Source organism: Bradyrhizobium glycinis, from assembly GCF_016031655.1.
In the GTDB taxonomy this organism is placed as follows: Bacteria; Pseudomonadota; Alphaproteobacteria; order Rhizobiales; family Xanthobacteraceae; genus Bradyrhizobium; species Bradyrhizobium glycinis.
On sequence record NZ_JACCHQ010000002.1, the window covers coordinates 466,990 to 488,349 of the forward strand.

The 21,360-nt window shown below is 66.4% G+C and carries 17 protein-coding genes; 9 read left to right on the forward strand and 8 right to left on the reverse strand.

Translation table 11 applies throughout. The annotated features are described in order from the left end of the window. Window positions 1–8: 8 nt before the first annotated feature. Window positions 9–1,343 carry a dihydroorotase gene (locus HZZ16_RS06565; protein ID WP_197947690.1) on the reverse strand — a complete coding sequence of 445 codons (1,335 nt, stop codon included), beginning with the start codon at window positions 1,341–1,343 and terminating at the stop codon, window positions 9–11. Window positions 1,344–1,440: 97 nt separating this feature from the next. Between HZZ16_RS06565 and ygfZ the strand changes: the two genes are divergently transcribed. From ygfZ to HZZ16_RS06595, 6 genes are all read left to right on the forward strand, one after another. Continuing rightward, a complete protein-coding gene (ygfZ, locus tag HZZ16_RS06570) occupies window positions 1,441–2,316 on the forward strand; it encodes a CAF17-like 4Fe-4S cluster assembly/insertion protein YgfZ (protein ID WP_197947691.1) in 876 nt (291 codons plus the stop codon). After that, complete coding sequence (locus HZZ16_RS06575) at window positions 2,313–2,939, forward strand: DNA-3-methyladenine glycosylase I (protein ID WP_197947692.1); 627 nt, start codon at window positions 2,313–2,315, stop codon at window positions 2,937–2,939. The genes ygfZ and HZZ16_RS06575 overlap by 4 nt, the downstream gene beginning before the upstream one ends. After that, the gene (locus HZZ16_RS06580; protein WP_197947693.1) at window positions 2,936–3,550 is read left to right on the forward strand and encodes a YfbR-like 5'-deoxynucleotidase; all 615 of its coding nucleotides are present in this window, start codon (window positions 2,936–2,938) and stop codon (window positions 3,548–3,550) included. The genes HZZ16_RS06575 and HZZ16_RS06580 overlap by 4 nt, the downstream gene beginning before the upstream one ends. Before the next feature lie 162 nt (window positions 3,551–3,712). Further along, on the forward strand, window positions 3,713–4,219 hold the full coding sequence (locus tag HZZ16_RS06585) for a tyrosine phosphatase family protein (protein WP_197947694.1): 507 nt from the start codon (window positions 3,713–3,715) through the stop codon (window positions 4,217–4,219). A gap of 229 nt (window positions 4,220–4,448) precedes the next feature. Continuing rightward, on the forward strand, window positions 4,449–5,417 hold the full coding sequence (locus HZZ16_RS06590) for an NUDIX hydrolase (protein WP_197947695.1): 969 nt from the start codon (window positions 4,449–4,451) through the stop codon (window positions 5,415–5,417). A 50-nt stretch (window positions 5,418–5,467) separates the two neighbouring features. After that, a complete protein-coding gene (locus tag HZZ16_RS06595) occupies window positions 5,468–8,179 on the forward strand; it encodes a DUF2339 domain-containing protein (protein ID WP_197947696.1) in 2,712 nt (903 codons plus the stop codon). A gap of 3 nt (window positions 8,180–8,182) precedes the next feature. Here HZZ16_RS06595 and HZZ16_RS06600 read toward each other — a convergent pair whose 3' ends face one another. From HZZ16_RS06600 to HZZ16_RS06625, 6 genes are all read right to left on the reverse strand, one after another. Next, complete coding sequence (locus HZZ16_RS06600; RefSeq protein ID WP_197947697.1) at window positions 8,183–9,871, reverse strand: methyl-accepting chemotaxis protein; 1,689 nt, start codon at window positions 9,869–9,871, stop codon at window positions 8,183–8,185. Between the two features lie 370 nt (window positions 9,872–10,241). Next, the gene (locus HZZ16_RS06605; RefSeq protein ID WP_197947698.1) at window positions 10,242–11,978 is read right to left on the reverse strand and encodes a methyl-accepting chemotaxis protein; all 1,737 of its coding nucleotides are present in this window, start codon (window positions 11,976–11,978) and stop codon (window positions 10,242–10,244) included. A gap of 188 nt (window positions 11,979–12,166) precedes the next feature. Further along, window positions 12,167–12,412: a DUF6894 family protein gene (locus tag HZZ16_RS06610; RefSeq protein WP_197947699.1), complete on the reverse strand. Its 246-nt coding sequence runs from the start codon at window positions 12,410–12,412 to the stop codon at window positions 12,167–12,169. A 163-nt stretch (window positions 12,413–12,575) separates the two neighbouring features. Beyond that, window positions 12,576–13,163, reverse strand: coding sequence for a hypothetical protein (locus HZZ16_RS06615; RefSeq protein ID WP_197947700.1), 588 nt, complete (start codon window positions 13,161–13,163; stop codon window positions 12,576–12,578). 114 nt (window positions 13,164–13,277) lie between these two features. Continuing rightward, complete coding sequence (gene acuI / locus HZZ16_RS06620; RefSeq protein ID WP_197947701.1) at window positions 13,278–14,264, reverse strand: acrylyl-CoA reductase (NADPH); 987 nt, start codon at window positions 14,262–14,264, stop codon at window positions 13,278–13,280. A gap of 42 nt (window positions 14,265–14,306) precedes the next feature. Then, window positions 14,307–15,560, reverse strand: coding sequence for an MFS transporter (locus tag HZZ16_RS06625; protein ID WP_197947702.1), 1,254 nt, complete (start codon window positions 15,558–15,560; stop codon window positions 14,307–14,309). A 341-nt stretch (window positions 15,561–15,901) separates the two neighbouring features. Here HZZ16_RS06625 and nadA point away from each other — a divergent pair, with 341 nt between their 5' ends. The 3 genes from nadA (at window position 15,902) to nadC (ending at window position 19,704) form a co-directional block, all read left to right on the forward strand. Beyond that, complete coding sequence (nadA, locus tag HZZ16_RS06630; protein ID WP_197947703.1) at window positions 15,902–17,026, forward strand: quinolinate synthase NadA; 1,125 nt, start codon at window positions 15,902–15,904, stop codon at window positions 17,024–17,026. Window positions 17,027–17,207: 181 nt separating this feature from the next. Next, window positions 17,208–18,815, forward strand: a complete 1,608-nt coding sequence (locus tag HZZ16_RS06635; protein ID WP_197947704.1) for an L-aspartate oxidase — start codon at window positions 17,208–17,210, stop codon at window positions 18,813–18,815. A 10-nt stretch (window positions 18,816–18,825) separates the two neighbouring features. After that, entirely contained in the window at window positions 18,826–19,704 is an 879-nt protein-coding gene (gene nadC / locus HZZ16_RS06640; RefSeq protein ID WP_197947705.1) for a carboxylating nicotinate-nucleotide diphosphorylase, read from the forward strand. A 175-nt stretch (window positions 19,705–19,879) separates the two neighbouring features. Here the strand turns inward: nadC and HZZ16_RS06645 are convergent, their stop codons facing one another. After that, complete coding sequence (locus tag HZZ16_RS06645) at window positions 19,880–21,328, reverse strand: cell wall hydrolase (protein WP_197947706.1); 1,449 nt, start codon at window positions 21,326–21,328, stop codon at window positions 19,880–19,882. Window positions 21,329–21,360 lie beyond the last annotated feature (32 nt).

A 21,360-nucleotide genomic window follows, 5' to 3' on the forward strand; every position in this document is an offset into this window, starting at 1 on the left:
AAAAGCGCCTACGCCTTCAGCGTCTCCAAAAACCGCACCGGCTCGCCCTGCGCAGCCGTCACCAGCTCGCCCTGCCACATCACGCGCTTGCCGCGCACAAACGTGCCGACGGGCCAGCCGGCGACGCGAACGCCGTCATAGGGCGTCCAGCCGGCCTTGGACGCCACCCATTTGTTGGTGATGGTCTCGCTGCGCTTCAAATCCACGATGGTGAAGTCGGCGTCGTAGCCAGCAGCGATGCGGCCCTTGCAGGCCATATTGTAGAGACGCGCGGGGCCGGCGCTGGTGAGATCGACGAAGCGCGCCAGCGACAAGCGTCCCGCATTGACGTGATCGAGCATAACAGGCACCAGCGTCTGCACGCCGGTCATGCCGGAGGGCGACGCCGGATAGGTCTTCTGTTTCTCCTCCAGCGTATGCGGGGCGTGGTCGGAGCCGAGCACGTCGATGATGCCCTGCTCGATGCCGCGCCAGATGCCGGCGCGATGATCGGCGCCGCGCACCGGCGGGTTCATCTGCGCCAGCGTGCCGAGCCGCTCGTAGCATTCCGGGGCGACCAGCGTCAGATGGTGCGGCGTCGCCTCGCAGGAGGCGACATCCTTGTGATCGCGCAGGAACTCGATCTCCTCCTTGGTCGAGATGTGCAGCACGTGGATGCGCTTGCCGGTCTCGTGCGCGAGCTTGACCAGGCGCTGCGTCGCCATCAGCGCCGCAGTCTCGTCGCGCCAGACCGGATGCGAGCGCGCATCACCCTCGATGCGCAGCGATTTGCGCTCGTTGAGACGGTATTCGTCCTCGGCGTGGAAGGCGGCCCGGCGGCGGATCACCTGGAAGATGCGGCGCAGGCTCTCGTCGTCCTCGACCAAGAGCGCGCCGGTCGAGGAGCCGATGAACACCTTGACGCCGGCGCAGCCGGGTGCGCGCTCCAGCACAGGCAGATCCTGGACGTTCTCGCGGGTGCCGCCGATGAAGAAGGCGAAATCGCAATGCATGCGGTGATGGGCGCGCTTCACCTTGTCGGTGAATTCGGCCGCCGTCACGGTCAGCGGCGAGGTGTTGGGCATCTCGAACACGGCGGTGACGCCACCCATCACGGCGCTGCGCGAGCCGGTCTCGAGGTCTTCCTTGTGCGTCAGCCCGGGCTCGCGGAAATGCACCTGCGTGTCCATCACGCCGGGCAGGATGTGCAGGCCCTTGCAGTCGATCACCTCGGCGGCTGAGCCTTGCGACAGCGGACCGAGCTCGGCGATGCGACCGCCCGTGATGCCGATATCACGCACGCCCTCGCCGTCCTGGTTGACGACGGTGCCACCCTTCAGGATCACATCGAAACGCTGGGTCATGGGGCCTCTCTCATCCTCAGGGCGCAGGGCTCGAGGTCTTGTCGTTTATGCGTTGCGGGCTTACGTTCCGGAGCAACATGTCGCAAGAGATTTTCGCATGAAATCGGCGTTTCTTCCGGACCGGGGCGTCATCAAGGTCGCGGGTGAGGATGCGCGCAACTTCCTCAATGGCCTCGTCACCACCGACCTGGACAGGCTGAAACCTGGCCTGGGGCGATTCGGCGCACTGCTGACGCCGCAGGGCAAGATCATCGTGGATTTCCTGATCACGGAAGCGCCCGCCGGTCACGGCGGCGGGTTCCTGATCGACTGCCCCAAGGCGCTGGCGGACACCCTCGCTACCAAGCTGAAGTTCTACAAGCTGCGCGCCAAGGTCACGGTGGACAAGCTCGACCTCGGCGTGCTCGCGGCCTGGGACGGCGAGCCGGCGGCGCAGCCCGACCTTGCCTTCGCCGATCCGCGCGCTGAGGGGCTCGGCACCCGCATCCTGATCCCGGAAGATCTCAAGCAGAAACTGTCCGATCTCATTGGCGCCGAGCTGGTCGATGCGGCCGAGTACGAGGCGCACCGCATCGCGCTCGGCGTACCGCGCGGCGGGCTCGATTTCATGTACAGCGATGCGTTCCCGCATGAGACCAACATGGATCGCCTCGCCGGCGTCGATTTCGACAAGGGCTGCTATGTCGGCCAGGAGGTCGTGTCGCGTATGCAGCATCGCGGCACCGCGCGCACACGCAGCGTGAAAGTGCTGCTCGAGGACGCCTCGCCCGAGCCGGGCACGACCATTCTTGCCGGCGACAAGCCGGTCGGCACCATCGGCTCGACGGCCGGCGGCAAGGGCATCGCACTGGTGCGCATCGACCGTGTCGCAGACGCGCTCGATGCGGGCCAGCCGCTCACCGCTGGGGGGCTGGCTTTGACGCTGGCTGAACCAGACGCCGTTCGAATTCCAGCCAAGCAGCCCCTCGCATGAGCCGCGCTGCCCGCTTGCATCCCGATGGTCTGACCCGCTGCCCCTGGCCGGGCGAAGATCCGCTTTACGTCGCCTATCACGACACCGAATGGGGCGTGCCGGAATACGACGACCGCGCGCTGTACGAGAAGCTGATGCTCGACGGTTTCCAGGCCGGCCTGTCCTGGATCACGATCCTGCGCAAGCGCGATAACTTCCGCAAAGCCTTCGACGATTTCCAGCCGGAGAAGATCGCGCGCTACACGCCTAAGAAGATTCACGCGCTGATGAACGATGCGGGCATCGTGCGCAACAAGGCCAAAATCGAAGGCGCGATCCTGAGCGCGAAGTCGTATCTCGACATCATGGAGAAGGGCCCGGGCTTCTCGAAGCTCCTGTGGGACTTCATGGACGGACGGCCAAAGGTCAACCAGTTCAAGACAACCGCGAGTGTGCCGGCCTCGACGCCGCTGTCGATGCAGATCTCCAAGGAGCTGTCCTCGCGCGGCTTCAAATTCGTCGGCCCGACGATCGTCTACGCCTTCATGCAGGCGACCGGCATGGTCAACGACCACCTGGTCGACTGCCACTGTCATGCGACCTGCAGCAAGACCCGGCGCAAGCCGCGCCTCAAGGCCAAATGACGGCGAAGAAGGCGGCCCGCAACGAAGAGGTCCGCGCCTGGCAGCGCATGCTGTCCGGCCGGCGGCTCGACCTGCTCGATCCCTCCCCGCTCGACATCGAGATCGGTGACATCGCGCACGGGTTGGCGCGGGTGGCGCGCTGGAACGGGCAGACCCTCGGCGCGCACATCTTTTCGGTCGCACAGCATACGCTGCTGGTAGAGACGGTGCTGCGGCACGAGATGCCCCGCGTCGACCAGCGCGTGCGGCTCGCAGCCCTGCTGCATGATGCGCCGGAATATGTGATCGGCGACATGATCTCGCCGTTCAAGGCCGTGCTCGACGGTCACTACAAGGCCGTCGAGAAGCGGTTGCTCGGCGCCATCCATATCCGCTTCGGCTTGCCACCGGTATTGCCTGATGACATCACGCAGGCCATCAAGGCCGCCGATCGCGGCGCGGCCTATCTCGAGGCAACCGAGCTCGCCGGCTTCAGCGCAAGCGAAGCGCGACGCCTGTTCGGCAAGGATCCGGGTCTTCCCGACAGTGTCCGACGCGACTACCTGACGCCCTGGACCGCGGCGCGGGCCGAGAAGCAGTTTCTGGAGCGGTTTGGCGCCGTGTTTGCGTAGCTCTCGTAGGGTGGGCAAAGGCGCACTTGCGCCGTGCCCACCATCTCTTCGCGTTTGCGACAAAAGTGGTGGGCACGCTTCCGCCTTCGCTCTTCGAGCTACGGCGGACATGTCGCTTTGCCCACCCTACGGCCGCGGCTATAATCAACAAAAAGGTTCGCCATGATCCACGTCTGTTCCCTCGCCGCGCTTCCCGAAACCGTCCGCCTCACCAAGGCCAGTCACGTGCTGACCGTGATGGCCAATGTCGAGCAGGTGGCGCGTCCAGTCTCGGTGCTCCCGGCCAATCATCTCAAGGTGTCGATGGACGACATCACCGAGGAGATGGACGGCTTCGTTGCGCCGTCGGAGACGCATATCGAGCAGGTGCTGAACTTCGTGCGCGGCTGGGACCGCAGCGCCCCCCTGGTGGTGCATTGCTATGCCGGGATCAGCCGCTCCACCGCGAGCGCGTTCGCGGCCGTTTGCGCGCTCAATCCGAACCGCGACGAGATCGAGATCGCACGGAAAATTCGCGCGGCCTCGCCGATCGCCTCGCCAAACCGGCGCATCGTCAGCCTCGCCGATCGTGCACTCGGACGCAACGGCCGCATGCTGCGCGCGCTGGACGAGATGGGCCCCGGCGCAATGATGGTGGAAGGCCGCCCCTTCGCGATCGAGCTCGAATGAGACGGGAGTCGAATAGCAGCTGCGACGGGACTGCACCCCCTCTCCCGCTTGCGGGAGAGGGTTGGGGAGAGGGTGTCTCGGCAACGGGACAATCCCCTAGAGGAGAAAGCCCTCTCCCGGCGCTATGCGCCGACCTCTCCCGCAAGCGGGAGAGGTTACAGCGAGCCCGCGGTGACGCCCCCACAATCAACCGGCATAACTCTCTCGCAACACCTACAGCATCAGCCGCATGAGCGAGACGCTGCTGACACCGATCGAGATCGGCCTCACTGCGGCCATCGTCGCGATCGAGAACCACGAGCCGCTGATCCTGACCGCGCACGGTGCTGACGGGCTTGCCGGTCTGCCGTTCGGTCCGTTCGACGCAGTGAGCCACCGCACGTTCGAGATCGGCCTGCGCGCCTGGGTCGAGCAACAGGCAGGGCTGCGGCTCGGCTACGTCGAGCAGCTCTACACGTTCGGCGACCGCGGCCGTCATGCCGAGGCCGGCGATACCGGCGCCCATATCGTTTCGATCGGCTACCTCGCGCTGACGCGCCCCGCCGGCGGCGAGCTTGCGACAAACGCGGCGAGCTTCGCACCCTGGTATCGCTTCTTCCCCTGGGAAGACTGGCGCGAGCAGCCGCCAGCGATCATCGCCCGCGACATCATCCCTGCGCTGACCGAATGGGCCGAGGAGGAAACGCCGGAGACTTTACGCGCGCTGCCGCGGAAGGATCGCGTGCGGTTCTATTTCGGTCTCGACGGCGCGCCTTGGGACGAGGAGCGCGTGCTCGACCGCTACGAGCTGCTCTACGAGGCCGGGCTGATCGAGGAGGCCCGCCGGGACGGCCGTCCTGCGGCATTGGCGCGCAAGACGCTTCCCCCGCTCGGGACTTCGATGCGGTTCGACCACCGCCGGATTCTCGCCACGGCCATCGCGCGGCTGCGCGCAAAACTGAAGTATCGTCCTGTCGTCTTTGAACTTTTGCCGGCTGAATTCACACTTACTGAACTGCAGCACACGGTGGAGGCGATCTCCGGCCGGCACCTGCACAAGCAGAACTTCCGCCGCCTGGTCGAAATGGAAGCCCTGGTCGAACCGACCGGGGTGATGTCGACACAGACGGGCGGACGGCCGGCAGCGCTCTATCGCTTCCGCCGCGAGGTGCTCCAGGAGCGGCCCGCGCCGGGCTTGCGCGTACGCTCCCGGCGCTAGATCCTGATAATTTGGTACCGGCCCCTGCCCGCCGGTTGCCTGGAGGCTTCATGTCCGACGGCCCGTTTGACGTCTTTGCGCTGATCATTGCGATCATCGCCTTCCTGATCGCGATCAAGGCGTCCAGCCAGGCGACCGAGTTGCGCCGCCGACTCAACTCGCTCGAAGAGATGCTTTACGCGCTGCGGCCGGTGCAGCCGCCGCCGTTGATGCCGGCGCAGGTGCAGGCCGAAGCCCCCGCGACGACTGCAGCCGCCGAGCCGCCGCCGTTGGCGCCGGAAGCCGAAACGACGCCGCCTCCGCTCGTCACCGAAGAGATCTCACCGCCCCCGCTCGAGCCGAGCACGGGCGCCGCTGCGCCCCCACCGGTGCCGGAGGCAGCACCCGGCTTGGAGGAGCGGCTCGGCACCCGCTGGGTGGTGTGGATCGGGGGCCTCGCGCTCGCGCTCGGCGGCTTCTTCATGGTGCGCTATTCGATCGAGGCCGGCCTGCTCGGCCCCGGTGTGCGCGTGTTCCTCGGCGGCCTGTTCGCCGCTGCATTGCTCGGCACCGGCGAATGGACGCGGCGCAAGGAGAGCATCTCGAGCATCGCCGCGCTGCCGATCGCCAACATCCCCGCGATCCTCACCGCGGCCGGAACGGCGGTGGCGTTCGCGACCATCTACGCGGCCTACGCGCTCTACGGCTTCCTCGTGCCTGCGACGGCCTTCGTGCTGCTCGGCATCGTTGCGATGGGCACGCTGGCGGCGGCGCTGTTGCACGGTCCCGCGCTCGCCGGGCTCGGCGTGGTCGGCGCCTTCGTGACGCCGATCCTCGTCTCTTCCGGCAAGCCGGATTATTGGGCGCTCTACATTTATCTCGCGGTCGTCACGGCCGCGAGCTTCGGTCTCGCCCGCATCAGGCTATGGCGCTGGCTTGCGGTCACGACCATTGCCTTCGCGGTACTCTGGATCTTCCCGGGTCTCGACACCGAACAGGTGCAGGTCGCGCCGCACGCCTTCCATGCCATCGCCGGCTTCGTGCTCGCCGCACTGCTCGTCGTCTGCGGTTTCATGTTCGGACCCAGCATGGAGGACGGCGAGATCGAGCCGGTCTCATCGGGCGCGCTCGGCGCCTATTTGTTCGGCGCGATGCTGGTCGTGTTGTCGAGCGCACATGCCGATCTCGCGCTGATCGCCTTCACGCTCCTGGTTGGCGGCACACTGTTCGTCGCCTGGCGTGCACCGGCGGCGACCGGCGCGCTGGGCGCAGCCGCGGCGACCGTTTTCATCGTGTTCGCCGAATGGGCGGTGCGCGCCAATCCTGACATGCTGGTGCTGCCGGGCGGCCCGATGCCGGGCGTCGGCCCGGTCGCGACCGACAGCGCGGTGACGCTGCATCTGGTAACAGCCGCGATCTTCGCCGCCGGCTTCGGCGTCACGGGCTTTTTCGCGCAGGGCCGCTCGAATTCGGCGATCATTCCCGTGGTGTGGTCGGCGGCGGGCGTCGCGACGCCCCTCGCCATCCTGGTTGCGCTCTATGCGCGCATTGCCCATCTCGACCGCTCGATCCCGTTTGCGATCCTCGCCGTGCTGCTCGCAGCAAGCTTTGGCGCCGCGACCGAAGCGCTGATGCGCCGCGAAGAGCGGCCCGGCGTTGCCACCTCGGTCGCGCTGTTCGCGACCGGTACGCTTGGCGCGCTGGCGCTGGCGCTGACCTTCGCCCTGGAGAAGGGCTGGCTCACCATCGCGCTCGCGCTGATGTCGCTCGGCACCGCCTGGATCTCGTTGCAGCGGCCGATTCCGGTGCTGCGCCGGTTAGCTGCCGTCTTCGCCGCGATCGTCACCGCGCGCATCGCCTATGATCCGCGCATCGTCGGCGATGCCGTCGGCACGACACCGATCTTCAACTGGCTGTTGTGGGGCTATGGCCTGCCGGCCGCCTCGTTCTGGGGCGCGAGCATCTTCCTGCGCCGCCGCGCGGACGACGTGCCGCTGCGCGTGGTCGAGACCGCGGCGATCCTGTTCACTGCGCTGCTCGCCTTTATGGAGATCCGGCACTTTGCGACCGGCGGCCGCATGACCTCGCCGCCCTCGCTGCTCGAGTTCGCGCTGCAAGTCTGTGTCACGCTCGCCATGGCAATCGGCCTGGAGCGCCTGCGGCTGCGCAGCCACAGCATCGTGCACAATGTCGGCGCGATCGTGCTGACGGCGATCGCCGGTCTCATCAGCGTGTTCGGCCTCCTGATCCTGGAGAACCCGATGCTGCTCTCCAGCGTCAATGTCGGCGGGCTCGTGTTCAATCTGCTGCTGCTCGGCTATGCCTTGCCGGCGGTGCTGATGCTGTTGCTCTCCTACGCGGTGGCGGGACACCGCCGTGTCGCATACGCAAACACAATTGCGGGTGGCGCGCTGGTGTTCGCGCTCACCTATGTGACGCTGGAGATCCGCCGCTTCTATCACGGCCCGGTCCTGCTCTACGGCGGCACCACGAGTGCCGAGCAATACACCTATTCGATCGGATGGCTCGCCTTCGGCGTGGTGCTGCTCGGCGTCGGCATCCTCGTCAATTCGGAGCGTGCGCGGCTGGCGTCTGCCGCCGTCATCGCGCTGACGATCTTCAAGGCCTTCGCGGTCGACGTATGGACGCTGACAGGTGTCTACCGCGCACTCTCGTTCATGTGCCTCGGCGTCGTGCTGGTCGCGATCGGCTGGTTCTACCAGCGCATCCTGTTCCGGCGGCAGGTCGCACCATCGCCGGCCGCGCCGCAGACGGGCAGCTAAGCGTCAGGCCGCGCGGACCGATTCCAGGAACTGCGCGACTTCGACCTTCAGGCGGGTGCTGTCGGTCGCCAGCGACTTCGCCGCCGACAGCACTTCGCTGGAGGCCGAGCCGGTCTCCATCGCGCCGCGCTGCACGTTGGTGATGTTGGACGACACTTCCTGTGTGCCGAGCGAGGCCTGCTGAACATTGCGCGAAATCTCCTGCGTGGCCGCGCCCTGCTCCTCGACGGCGGCAGCGATCGCAGCCGACACCTCGGACAGCCGCTCGATGGTGCCGCCGATCTCCTGGATGGCGCTGACGGATTCTTGCGTCGCGGCCTGGATGCCCGAGACCTGCGCCCCGATCTCGCCGGTCGCTTTCGCGGTCTGCTCGGCCAGCGCCTTGACCTCGGAGGCGACGACGGCAAAGCCGCGGCCGGCTTCGCCTGCGCGCGCCGCCTCAATGGTCGCGTTCAGCGCGAGCAGGTTGGTCTGGCCGGCGATGGTGTTGATGAGCTCGACGACGTCGCCGATGCGGGCGGCCGCCTGCGACAGCGCGTTGACGCGCTCGTTGGTTCGAGCCGCCTGCTCGACCGCTTCCGCCGCCATCCGCGCCGAATCCTGCACGCGGCGGCTGATCTCGGTGATGGAGGACGACAGCTCCTCGGAGGCGGAGGCCACCGCCTGGACGTTGGTGGAAGCTTCTTCCGACGCAGCCGCAACGACCGTTGCGAGCTCCTGGCCGCGCTGCGCCGTGCCGCTCAGCGTTGCCGCCGACGCCTCGAGCTCGGTCGAGGCCGACGACACGGTCTCGACGACCTCGCCGATCATGACCTCGAAATTGCGGGTGATGGCATCGACACGGCGGCCGCGCTCGATCTTGGCCTCGGCGTCGCGCGCCGCCGCTTCGTCGGCGGCCTTCTTGGCGATCAGCGCCTCCTTGAAGATCTGGAGCGCATCCGCCATCGAGCCGATCTCGGTCTTTTCGCCGCGATGCGGCACCTCGGCCGAAAGGTCGCCCTCGCCGAGCGACTGCATCGGGCGAATGATCGAGGCGATGCCGCGCGAGACGTCGCGCACGAGATAGTAGGCGGCGCCGATCGCGATCACGACGGCAGCGACGATGATGCCGACGAGCACGCGGAACACGGTGGCGTAGCTGTCGGCTGCCTGCTTGGTCTCCAGTTCGGCGCCGCGGTTGTTGAGCTCGATGCCCTTCTGCAGCAAGGGATCGGCGGCCTGAGCCATCTTCGCGACCTTGGTCTGCAACAGCTCGTTGGCGTCGGTCGGGAAGCGCCCGACGCTCTTGCGCGACAGCGCCATCACGTCCTGCACGCCGTTGAGATACTCGGCCCAGGCTTTGGTCCATTGCTCGTACAGCGAGCGCTCCTCGGCGACCGTGATCAGCGGCTCGTAGACCTTGCGGGTCTTCTCGATGCGTTCACGCAAGCCTGCCAGCCGCTTCTCCGCGGCCTCCTTGCCTTCGGCGGTGTCCTGCATCAGGTGCAGACGCAGCGCGACGCGGAGCTCGTTGATGTCGGCACGCATCGAGCCGAGCGCACGCACGCTCGGCAACCAGCTCTCCGCTATCTCAACAGTATGGGCGTTGATGTTCTGCATCGTACCGATCGCCATCACACCGACGCCAGCCAGCGAGAGCACGAGGACCGACAGCACGGTCAGAAGCTTGAAGACAATCGACAACTTCGACATCACGACAATCCCGATGATTACCCGGCAACGCGCACATCACCTGCGCCGCAGACGACACGACAGAAGGTCAGTTCAACAATGCTGGCTGGTTCTTTTCCCGAAGGATTGCGCCCATAATCGCAAACAGGCGTTAACAGGAGGCTACAGAAAACTACGGCTCGTGCGCAGCGATCGTGGTGTCTCTGCAACTTTCTCTTGCAGCCGCACGGCATCTCCCTGTTGCGACGCGGACGTAGCTCAGTGCGCCGCAGCATTCGCGGCGGCTGGAGGGACGTCACGCCGCCCACACCGTCAATCGTCGCCCTGCTCATTCCTCGTCGGCTTTGCGCTCGAGCGAGCAGCGACCGAGCGACGCTCGCGAAGGCGCGTGTCAGGCCGCGCGCACAGTATCGAGGAACTTTCCGACCTCCAGCTTGAGCCGGTTGCTGTCGCCGGACAGCATCTGCGCCGCGGACAACACCTGCGTGGATGCCGAACCGGTCTCGCTCGCGCCGCGCTGCACGTCGGTGATGTTGGACGACACCTGATGGGTGCCCGTCGCCGCCTGCTGCACGTTGCGGGAGATTTCCTGCGTCGCCGCGCCCTGCTCTTCCACCGCGGCTGCGATGGTCGAGGAGATCTCCGACAGTCTCTCGATGGTGTGGCTGATGTCCTTGATCGCGCCGACCGAATGCTCGGTGGCGGTCTGGATGCTGGCGATCTGCTGGCCGATCTCGCCGGTCGCCTTCGCCGTTTGCTCGGCAAGCGCCTTGACCTCGGAGGCGACGACGGCAAAGCCGCGACCCGCCTCACCGGCGCGCGCGGCCTCGATGGTTGCATTGAGCGCCAGGAGGTTGGTCTGGCCGGCGATGGTGTTGATCAGCTCGACCACGTCGCCGATCCGCGCCGCTGCCGCGGAAAGCTCGCCGACGCGATCGGTCGTGGTGCGGGCCTGGTTCACCGCTTCGCCCGCGACGCGGGCGGATTCCTGCACCTGCCGGCTGATCTCGGTGATCGACGACGACAGCTCTTCGGTCGCCGACGCCACCGACTGCACATTGGTGGAAGCTTCCTCGGAAGCGGCAGCAACCATGGTGGTGAGCTCTTGGCCGCGCGCCGCCGTCGCGGTCAGCGTCGAGGCGGAAGCTTCCAGCTCCGTCGCGGCCGAGGACACGGTATCGACGATCTCACCGATCGCGGCCTCGAAGCTGTCGGCCAGCTTGTGCATCTCGGCCTTGCGCTGCGCGGCCGCAATCTGGTCCTGCCTGATCTTGGCTTCGGCCTCCTCGCGCGCCTTCTGCTCCGACACGATCTTGAACTTTTCGACGGCGGCCGCGACGCCGCCGACTTCGTCCTTGCGGCCGAGACCGGGCAGAACCACGGAGAAATCGCCGCCGGCGAGCTTGTCCATGGCGACGGTGAGCGCACGGATCGGCCGCGCGATGGTCAGGAACGACATCAGCCAGGAGCCGACGAGGACGAGCATGGCAAGTGCGCCGACCAGGATCGCAAGCTGCTCGCTCGATGTCATTTGTGCCGCGGCCGCGGCATTCTTCTCCCCGGATTTGTGCCTCGCGTAATCCGCGATCTGGCCGATCAGCACGTCGAGCTCGCCGGCAATCGGCAGGGTCACCTCGCGTGCGATGCGAATGGCGTCTTCATTGAGCTTCGCAGCGCGGGCCGCGCCGTCTGCACCGCTGGCGGCCAGGGCCTCGCCGCGCACGCCGGCGATCTGCTGCGCGGCCTTTTCGTAATTCGCGGCCAGCGATCTCAGCTTCTCCATCCGAGCGCGGTTCTCCGTCTCGTGAGAAAGCTTCAGCATTTCATCGACCAGCGCGTTCGTCGATTTTTGCTGGTCCCCCAGGTTCTGGGTGGCCTTCTGAATGTCAGCCGGGCTATTGGCGAGTCGAAGGTCTCGTACCGCGAGCTGCATGCCGCGAACCGCGGCCTCGGCCTTGACTGCGTCGCGCGCGATCTGCTGCTGCGCAAACGCGCTCTGGCTGCTCTCGCGAATGCCCGCATTGCCGAGCATCTGGCTTGCGATCATGGCCCCAACCAGGAGCACACCGAGCGCCGACGCAATCGCCAGCTTGGTCCCGATCCTCAGATTCTGAACAAGGCTCAGCATGGGCATGTTTCCCCCGAAGGAACGCGCAGCGGCTTCCCCTGACTGCGCCATTGCCCAAAAAGTGAGCTTTTCACATTCCGATTTGGTTAACGAAATCCCTCGCAGAAATACTGAATTTGTACGCTAAATGATTGAGCGCGAAAGGAAATGATCCCGTCATAGTTGTAAATTGCAGCTTCAAGTCGGAGCTAGGAAGCTTTGCATCCAACGGCCTCGCCGACGAGGCTGATTCGAAAGACCGGCTGCTTGTCCTCGTCGAGCAGCTCCATGCACCACTCGGCGTTCGGCTTCAGGCTGCGCGCGATGCCGCTGAGCAGATTGGCGCACACCTCGGTCATCTCGGTCCAGGCGGCTGCGCGATCCTCGAACTCGTAGGGCAGGTCGGCGGCGCCGGAATAGCGGCCGGTGCTGATGCGGAAGAAATAGAGCGACATCGTTGAACCCTTGCGTGGGACCGCCCCCCGGCCGCACGCAAACTGAGGCCCGAACAGCTACCAAGGCATGAAAGCCGCGGTCCGTATGACTACGGCGCGGGCGGCTTCGTGTTCGATGATGTCTTCGACGATCAATGGCGCGGGTTGTCCCGCGCAGGCGAGCTCACTGCGTGGAGCGGCGCAGCTCCAGCGGGCCCTCGTTCTTCGCGGGCTCGGACCTCGCCGGCTCGATCCGGCTGCTCTCGACACGCGGCGTCTCGACGCGCGCGACGACCTCGGTGTTCGACGCGGCGACCGTACCAGTGTGCTCCGGCTTGTGCAGCGAGCGCGGCCGCGCCGCGGCGCGCGCCATCAGCATCTGATTGCCGCCCTGGTGATGGAAGTCGCAATAGGCGAAGCCCATGCCCGACACCGAGCCGCGGAAGCTGCGGTCGTCGGTCTTTTCCAGGTTGAAGCAGGGCTCGAACGGGATGCCCTTGATTGAGGCGCAGACGTTCTGGCCGCGGATCTGGAGGGTGTTGCCGGGCAGGCGGAGATGACGGACCGGGCCTGCGCCCGAGAATTGCACCGCACCGGCGGCGCCGAGATCGTCGAGGATGCGGCCTGCACCGCGGGTGCCGTCGAAACAAGTGAAGGCGAACACTTTGCCGGCCACGAAACGGCGCGCCTCGTCGGCGTTCATGCTTCCAGCGATGGCCGGCGCAAACGTCGCTGCCGCCGTGACAGCCCCCAACACAATACGCGCAAGCATGCTCAACTCCGAACCCAACCCCCGCAGCGGGCGATGCCTTTATTCTTTACCCGCTGCTTACCATACGAACCATGGCGAGATTGAAGCAGCTTGGTTGGTAAAGTCTGAACGCCGTCAGACGATTTTTACCACGACGCGGCCGCGAACCTGGCCGGCCAGGATTTTCTCGCCCCACCCCGCAACTTCGTCGAGCGAAATTTCATCAGTGATTTCAGATAGTTTTTCCCGATCCAGGTCGGAGGCCAGACGCTGCCAGGCGGCTTTCCTCGGCTCAATCGGGCACATCACGGAATCGATGCCGAGAAGGCACACTCCGCGCAAAATAAACGGCGCTACCGAGGACGGCAGGTCCATGCCGGCGGCCAGGCCGCAGGCCGCGATCGCGCCGCCATATTTCGTCATCGAGAGCAGGTTGGCGAGGGTGGTCGAGCCGACGCTGTCGACGCCGCCGGCCCAGCGCTCCTTGGCGAGGGGCTTTGCCGGCGCCGACAATTCGTTGCGGTTGATGATCTCGGTAGCCCCCAGCTGCCTCAGGTAGTCGGCCTCGGAGGCCCGGCCGGTCGAAGCGATGACGTGGTAGCCGAGCTTCGAAAGGACGGCGATCGCGACCGAGCCGACGCCGCCGGCAGCGCCCGTCACCACGACCGGGCCGCTCTTCGGCGAGATGCCGTGCTTCTCCAGCGCCAGCACCGAGAGCATCGCGGTGAAGCCAGCGGTGCCGATCGCCATGGCATCGCGCGCCGACAGGCCCTGCGGAAGAGCGACCAGCCAGTCGCCCTTCACCCGCGCCTTCTCGGCATAGGCGCCGAGATGGGTCTCGCCCATGCCCCAGCCGGTGCAGACCACCTTGTCGCCCGCCTTCCACTGCGGATGCGAGGAGGCTTCAACCGTGCCGGCGAAATCGATACCGGCGATCATCGGGAAGCGGCGCACCACCGGCGCCTTGCCGGTGAGCGCAAGGCCGTCCTTGTAGTTCAGCGTCGACCATTCGACGCGGACGGTGACTCCGCCCTCCATCAGCTCGGCTTCGTCGAACTGCGTCAGCGCCGCGGTGGTGCCCTTGTCCGCCTTGTCGATCCTGATCGCCTTGAATGTGGCCACGACTGAACTCCCTGACTTTGTTTGTCGGGGATGTTTAGCCGATCAGGCCGGCTGCGCAACCGCCCGCTGAACGGGTTTCTCGACGATCGGAAGATTGATCAGCGCCGAGAGCACGCCGAACAGGATCGAGAGCCACCAGATCGGCGTGTAGGAACCGAACTTCTCGAACACGATGCCACCCAGCCAGACGCCGAGGAAGCCGCCGACCTGATGGCTGACGAAGGCGAAGCCGTAGAGCGTCGCGAGCCAGCGCGTTCCGAACATCAGCGCCACCAGCGCCGAGGTCGGCGGCACCGTCGACAGCCAGGTCAGGCCGGAGATCGCGCCGAACGCGATCGCCGAGAACGGCGTGATCGGGAACGAGATGAAGGCGAGCGTTGCCAGCGCACGCGTGAAGTAGATGGTCGAGAGGATGTAGCGCTTGGGCAGATAATTCTGGAGATAGCCGACGCTGAGCGAGCCGATGATGTTGAACAGGCCGATCGCCGCGATCACCCAGCCGCCGGTTTGCGTCGAGATGCCGCGATCGACCAGGAAAGCCGGCAGATGCACGGTGATGAAGGCGAGCTGGAAGCCGCAGGTGAAGAAGCCGAGCACCAGCAGCACGTAGGAGCGATGACCGAAGGCTTCGGCAAGCGCCTTGGTGATGGTTTGGTCGTCCGCGGGCGTTGCGCTGCTCGCGCTTGTCACCGGCGGCGTCGAGAGCGCCAGCGACAGCGGGATGATCAGCAGCATCAGGAAACCGAACACGGAGAGCGCCTGCTGCCAGCCGAAATTGTCGATCAAGGCGACGCCGATCGGTGCGAACAGGAACTGCCCGAACGACCCCGCCGCCGTGCCGGCCCCGAGCGCAAGGCCGCGCTTCTCGGCCGGCAAGAGCTTGCTGAACGCCGACAGAACCAGATTGAACGAACAGCCGGCGAGGCCGAAGCCGATCATGACGCCGGCGCCGATGTCGAGCGTCAGCGGGGTCGAGGAATAGCGCATCAAGAGCAGGCCGCCGGCATAGAGCAGCGCGCCGACGCACATCACGCGGAACAGACCGAAGCGATCCGCAACTGCACCGGCAAACGGCTGACCGAGTCCCCACAACAGATTCTGCACGGCGATGGCGAGGCCGAACACGTCACGGCCCCAGCTGAATTCGTTGCTCATCGGCTGCACGAAGAAGCCGAGCGCCGAACGCGGACCGAAGCCGAGCATGCCGATGGCACAGCCGCAGAGGATAATGATGGCCGGGGTACGCCAGTTGAGGGAACGTGAGGCCGGTGCGAGCTCGCCGATCTGTGTCGACATGGTTGTCCTCGTCTGTCGTTGGCGGATCCGCAAACCTGCAGCCGCGGGACAGCTCGTTTAATGCATCTGCATGAAAACCCCAAGGCAAAAACGGTTGCATTCCACGAGGAGCTGACGCGGGAGCATTGCGTTTCGATCTGGCCTCGCCTGCCGCTTCAGCCGCGAATTGACAGAAATGTGTGCGGCAGGACCTAGCGGTGCGCGGCGGTGCGTGCTATGTTCGATTTACTCATATTGAGCATATTAGGGCAGCAGCGATGTTCGACCGGCCACCTCGGCCGGATTTCTCGGGCTCTATATATTCTCAAATTGAGCATAATAACCTTGCTTGGGAGGCTTCAATGCCGATCACTGGAATTTACGGTCCCGACGACTTTGCCAACCGGCCGCAAGGCCAGCCCATCGCCTCCCGCGCCGTGCCGGTCTCCCCCCGCGCCGCGCCGGTGCCCCCGGGGCCGAAATGGCCGATGCCCGCACTGGAGTGGACGCCGGCGGTCGAACGCGCCACCGCGCCGCTCTATGACCGCGTCAAGCACGTGATCCCATCGATCGAATGGCCGCTGATGGCGCCGACGATTCACGCGATCAACGAGCTGAAGCGCGCGCGGGGCGCCGTCATCCTCGCCCACAACTACCAGGCTCCGGAGATCTTCCACTGCGTCGCTGATATCGGCGGCGACTCGCTCCAGCTCGCGGTCGAAGCCACCAAGGTGAAGGCCGACATCATCGTCCAATGCGGCGTGCACTTCATGGCGGAGACCTCGAAGCTGCTCAATCCGGACAAGACCGTCTTGATCCCGGATTCGCGCGCGGGCTGCTCGCTCGCCGCCAGCATCACCGGGGCGGACGTGCGGCTGCTGCGCGAGAAATTCCCCGGCGTGCCGATTGTCGCCTATGTCAACACCTCGGCGGAGGTGAAGGCGGAGGTCGACATCTGCTGCACGTCCTCGAACGCGGTGCAGGTGGTCGAGAGCCTGAACGCCCCAACCGTGATCTTCCTGCCCGACCGATACCTCGCCACTTACGTGGCATCGAAGACCGACGTGAAGATCATCGCCTGGAAAGGCGCCTGCGAGGTGCATGAGCGCTTCACGGGCGAAGAGCTGCGCAGCTTTCGCGAAGCCGATCCCACCGTGCAGATCATCGCACATCCGGAATGCCCGCCGGACGTGCTGGCGGAAGCCGACTTCACCGGTTCGACCGCGCACATGATCAACTGGGTACGCGCAAAGCGGCCGCGGCGGCTGGTCATGATCACGGAATGCTCGATGGCCGACAATGTCCGGGCAGAGCTGCCCGACGTGGAGATGCTCCGCCCCTGCAATCTCTGCCCGCACATGAAGCGCATCACGCTCGACAACATCCTGGAGAGCCTGCTGACGCTTCGCGAGGAGGTGACGATCGATCCCGCGCTTGCGAAACGCGCGCGGCGCTCGGTCGAGCGCATGATCAATCTGAAGAACTAGCAACACATGCAGCGTCATACACAGCTGTCGTCCCGGACAAGCGTAGCGCAGATCCGGGACCCATAACCACAAGCAGATGTTTGGCGAAGAACATCGTTGCAGAGCTTCGCAAAACAACTGCCGCCGCGGCGTATGGGTCCCCGCCTCCGCGGGGACGACAGCGAAGTGAAAGGTGAAAACGATGACAACAAACAACATCCACAACCTCGCCCGCACCGACGACGTCGTCATCGTCGGCGGCGGCCTTGCCGGACTGTTCTGCGCGCTGAAGCTCGCGCCGAGGCCTGTGACCTTGATTTCGGCGGCACCGCTCGGGCACGGCGCGTCCTCCGCATGGGCGCAAGGCGGCATCGCTGCGGCAATGGCTGAAGGCGATACGCCGGAGGCACACGCTGCCGATACCGTCGCGGTCGGTGGCGGCCTGGTCGATGCAGCCATCGCGCTCGGGATCGCTCGCGAGGCGGCGCCGCGCATCCACGATCTTCTCGCCTATGGCGTTCCGTTCGATCGCGATCTCGACGGCAGGCTTGCCGTCGGACGCGAAGCTGCGCATTCCGCGCGTCGCATCGTGCATGTGCGCGGCGATGGCGCCGGCGCCGCGATCATCGCGGCCTTGAGCGAGGCCGTGCGCCGCACCCCCTCGATCCGCCTGATCGAAGGCTTCGTCGCCGAAGCATTGCTGACCGAGGACGGCGCGGTCACCGGGCTTCAGTTGCGCGAGGCCGGCAATCCCGCGGCACGGCCGCTCGTGCTCGCCTCACGCGCGGTCGTGCTTGCGACCGGCGGGCTCGGCCACCTCTACGCCGTCACCACCAACCCGCCGGAAGCGAGCGGCTCGGGCCTTGCGATCGCCGCCCGCGCCGGCGCCGTGATCGCCGATCCTGAATTCGTCCAGTTCCACCCCACCGCCATCATGGTCGGCCGCGACCCGGCGCCGCTCGCCACCGAAGCGCTGCGCGGCGAAGGGGCGACGCTGATCAATGGCAACGGCGAGCGCTTCATGAGCGCCCGCCACCCGCTCGCCGAGCTCGCGCCCCGCGACATCGTGGCCCGCGGCGTGTTCGCCGAGATCGCGGCCGGGCGCGGCGCCTTCCTCGATGCACGCCAGGCGCTCGGCGCGCGCTTTGCGACGCGGTTTCCGGCCGTGCATGCGAGCTGCATCGCCGCCGGCATCGATCCCGCCGCGCAGCCGATTCCGATCGCTCCGGCCGCGCATTACCACATGGGCGGCATCGCAGTGGATGCGCGCGGCCGCAGCTCGATCGACGGTCTCTGGGCCGCCGGCGAAGTTTCCTCCACCGGCGCGCATGGCGCCAATCGGCTCGCCTCGAACTCCCTGCTCGAAGCGGTCGTCTATGCCGCCCGCATTGCCGACGACATCGCCGGCCGCACCGTGTTCCCGCCGGCCCGCCTGCCCGACGCTTTGGTGACGCCGCGCACTGGCACGCTGGACGGTGCAGAAGTGAAGCGGCTGCGCGCGATGATGAGCGCCCATGTCGGCGTGATCCGCGACGGTGACGGTCTTGCGGAGGCCGTGCGCCATTTCGCCAGGCTCGCGCGCGAGGCCGGACACGGCGTCCTCGGCAACATAGAGATCTCGGCCCTGCTCGTCGCCGTTGCTGCCTGGACGCGGCGCGAGAGCCGCGGCGCGCACTTCCGTTCCGATCACCCGGCCGAGAACCCAGCGCTGGCGCAGAGAACGATGACCACGCTCGCCGCGACGCGCGAGGTCGCGGAGAGCCTCGACGAGCACAAGCGGCCACGCATCGCGCAACCCATGATCGCCTGAAGGAGGCCCCATGATCACCCCGACCTCACTGCTCTACCCCGATGCCTTCCTCTCGCCGCTCGCGATCGCGGCGGCCGTTGAGCGCGCGCTCGACGAGGATCTCGGCCGCGCCGGCGACATCACCTCGCTCGCGACGATCCCGGAGGCGACACGCGCCCAAGCCATCCTCGTCGCGCGCCAGTCCGGCGTGATCGCCGGATTGCCGCTGGCGCTCGCGAGCTTGCAGAAGCTGTCGCCTGAGATCGAGGTGCGCGCACATGTCCGCGATGCCGCGCGGGTTGCGCGCGGCGAGCCCGTGCTGACGATCTCGGGGCCCGCGCGCGCCATCCTCACGGCGGAGCGGACCGCGCTGAACTTCGTCGGCCGGCTGTCGGGCATCGCCACGCTCACGGCGGACTATGTCGCGCGCGCCGAAGGCACCAGGATGCGCATCTGCTGCACGCGCAAGAGCACGCCAGGACTGCGCGCGCTGGAGAAATACGCGGTGCGCTGCGGCGGCGGCTTCAACCATCGCTTCGGACTCGACGATGCCATCCTGATCAAGGACAACCACATCGCGGTGGCCGGCGGCATCCGCCCGGTGCTGGAGCGCGCCCGCGCCCATGCCGGCCATCTCGTCAAGATAGAGATCGAGGTCGACACGCTGGCGCAGCTGCGCGAGGTGCTCGACTGCGGAATGGCCGACGCGGTGCTGCTGGACAACATGGACCCTGCGACGCTGCGCGAAGCGGTGAGGCTCAACGCGGGCCGCCTCGCGCTGGAGGCGTCCGGCGGCGTCACGCTGGACTCGATCGCCGCCATCGCGGCAACCGGCGTCGACTATGCGTCGGCCGGCGCCCTGACGCATTCGGCGCCGAATTTCGACTGCGCGCTGGACATCGAGGCGTGAGGAGCTCTTCTCCCTCTCCCCGTTCTTACGGGGCCGGGACGAGCTTCGCTCGCCCTGAGAGGGCCGGGATGAGGGGCCTCTCTCAACACATGCGACTGTCGAGAGACCTGTACCCCCTCACCCGGATCGCCAAAGCGATCCGACCTCTCCCCGCAAGCGGGGAGAGGTAAGAGAACTACCGCCGCTCGCTCATCTCCGCGGAGCTCTTGGCTTCCTGCGCGAGTGCGGCGGAGAGCGCGGCGGTCTGCGCCGGCGAGCCCCAGCTCGGTTCTTCGCTGCCGTCACCCCAATTGCGCGGCCGATAGAAGGTGTGCACGCCGGTCTTGTACAGCTTCTTCATCTCGGCGACCCAGGACGGGCGGACCCAATAGGCGTGGTAGTGCGTGGACTTGCCGACCTCGGGCAGCCAGATCTGGCCGTCGAGCATCGCCTTCGAGATCTTCTTGGCGCGTTCCCACATCTCCGGCTCGCGGATCACGTCCGGATTGTTGTCGCAGGCGAAGGTGAACTGGCAGGCGAAATGGCGGTACTTGTTCTGGTAGACCACGCCGCACACCGTGTCAGGATATTTGCCGGAGAACACGCGGTTCATCACCACCTGCGCCACCGCGATCTGGCCGCGCACGGCCTCGCCGCGGGATTCGAAGTAGACGGCCTCGGCGAGGCACTTTTCCGATTTCGCGCGCGACTTTTCGTCGAGCGCGAGCCGTTCCGCCGGCGACTTGGCGCGCTGGTTGTCGGCGTTGACCTCGCCCTTCGGCGCGACGCTCTCGCCGCTCTCGATGTCCTTGGCGATCTCCGCCGTTGGCGGGGTCAGCGAAGCCGTCACCTTCATGTCGGGGTCGGGCATCACGATCAGCGGCTCGGCGCCGGGCTGCCAGCTCTCGATGGTCTCGAGATTGCCGCCGAGCGAGGAGCTGCCGAAGAACAGGCTCGATGTCTTGACGCTGAAGGGATCGCGCGCGGGCGCAGCCGGCGCCGTGGCGCGCTTCAGCGCTTCCAGCGGCTGCACCGCGAACGTGCGCGCGGTCTCGCTCGCCTGCGGCGGATTGGAATATTGCGGCAGCGGCGGCGCGCGCATCGCCTCCTGCAGCTCGGGATCGAGCGCGGCCGCGGATTCCGGCGACATCGCCGGGGGCAATGCGGCAGTCTTGGCGCCGAACACCGAGCTGTTCGAGGTCGCGGGATCTTCCTTGGCCGGGGCTGCAGCCGGCGCGGCCGTCTCAGGCGACTGCGTCGGCGCGACGATTGCGAGGCGATCACCCTTCAGGGAGCGATCGACACTGGGAAAGTCGGATGCGTGATAGCGCGGCGGCGTCTGAAGCGCCGGATTGCGACGGATCGCGCCGGTGACGTCGCGGCCGTCGAGGCTCGCGAGCCGAACCATCGCGCTCTGCGGAACCGAAGTGCCGATGGGGCGGGAAAAACTATAGGTGGCGAGCTGAATCGAGGACGCAGCGGAGAACACCTGCTTCTGCCAACGCTCGGCGACGCCGGGTTGGCGCGCTAGCAGCGAGGCAATGTCCTGATAGCCGGTCTCTCTCGGCATCAATGCGAAGATGCAGAGACCGATGCCGAAGGACGCGAACCGCGCGCCCTTCGGATGGTTACGCAACACTGACATCGTTACGCTCACGCTACGCTTACGCTCGTCAG

Bases quoted from the DNA above. Each gene is read 5' to 3' on its own strand.
- HZZ16_RS06565 (WP_197947690.1), bottom strand. From the start codon at position 1,343: ATGACCCAGCGTTTCGATGTGATCCTGAAGGGTGGCACCGTCGTCAAC.
- ygfZ (WP_197947691.1), top strand. From the start codon at position 1,441: ATGAAATCGGCGTTTCTTCCGGACCGGGGCGTCATCAAGGTCGCGGGT.
- HZZ16_RS06575 (WP_197947692.1), top strand. From the start codon at position 2,313: ATGAGCCGCGCTGCCCGCTTGCATCCCGATGGTCTGACCCGCTGCCCC.
- HZZ16_RS06580 (WP_197947693.1), top strand. From the start codon at position 2,936: ATGACGGCGAAGAAGGCGGCCCGCAACGAAGAGGTCCGCGCCTGGCAG.
- HZZ16_RS06585 (WP_197947694.1), top strand. From the start codon at position 3,713: ATGATCCACGTCTGTTCCCTCGCCGCGCTTCCCGAAACCGTCCGCCTC.
- HZZ16_RS06590 (WP_197947695.1), top strand. From the start codon at position 4,449: ATGAGCGAGACGCTGCTGACACCGATCGAGATCGGCCTCACTGCGGCC.
- HZZ16_RS06595 (WP_197947696.1), top strand. From the start codon at position 5,468: ATGTCCGACGGCCCGTTTGACGTCTTTGCGCTGATCATTGCGATCATC.
- HZZ16_RS06600 (WP_197947697.1), bottom strand. From the start codon at position 9,871: ATGTCGAAGTTGTCGATTGTCTTCAAGCTTCTGACCGTGCTGTCGGTC.
- HZZ16_RS06605 (WP_197947698.1), bottom strand. From the start codon at position 11,978: ATGCTGAGCCTTGTTCAGAATCTGAGGATCGGGACCAAGCTGGCGATT.
- HZZ16_RS06610 (WP_197947699.1), bottom strand. From the start codon at position 12,412: ATGTCGCTCTATTTCTTCCGCATCAGCACCGGCCGCTATTCCGGCGCC.
- HZZ16_RS06615 (WP_197947700.1), bottom strand. From the start codon at position 13,163: ATGCTTGCGCGTATTGTGTTGGGGGCTGTCACGGCGGCAGCGACGTTT.
- HZZ16_RS06625 (WP_197947702.1), bottom strand. From the start codon at position 15,560: ATGTCGACACAGATCGGCGAGCTCGCACCGGCCTCACGTTCCCTCAAC.
- nadA (WP_197947703.1), top strand. From the start codon at position 15,902: ATGCCGATCACTGGAATTTACGGTCCCGACGACTTTGCCAACCGGCCG.
- HZZ16_RS06635 (WP_197947704.1), top strand. From the start codon at position 17,208: ATGACAACAAACAACATCCACAACCTCGCCCGCACCGACGACGTCGTC.
- nadC (WP_197947705.1), top strand. From the start codon at position 18,826: ATGATCACCCCGACCTCACTGCTCTACCCCGATGCCTTCCTCTCGCCG.
- HZZ16_RS06645 (WP_197947706.1), bottom strand. From the start codon at position 21,328: ATGTCAGTGTTGCGTAACCATCCGAAGGGCGCGCGGTTCGCGTCCTTC.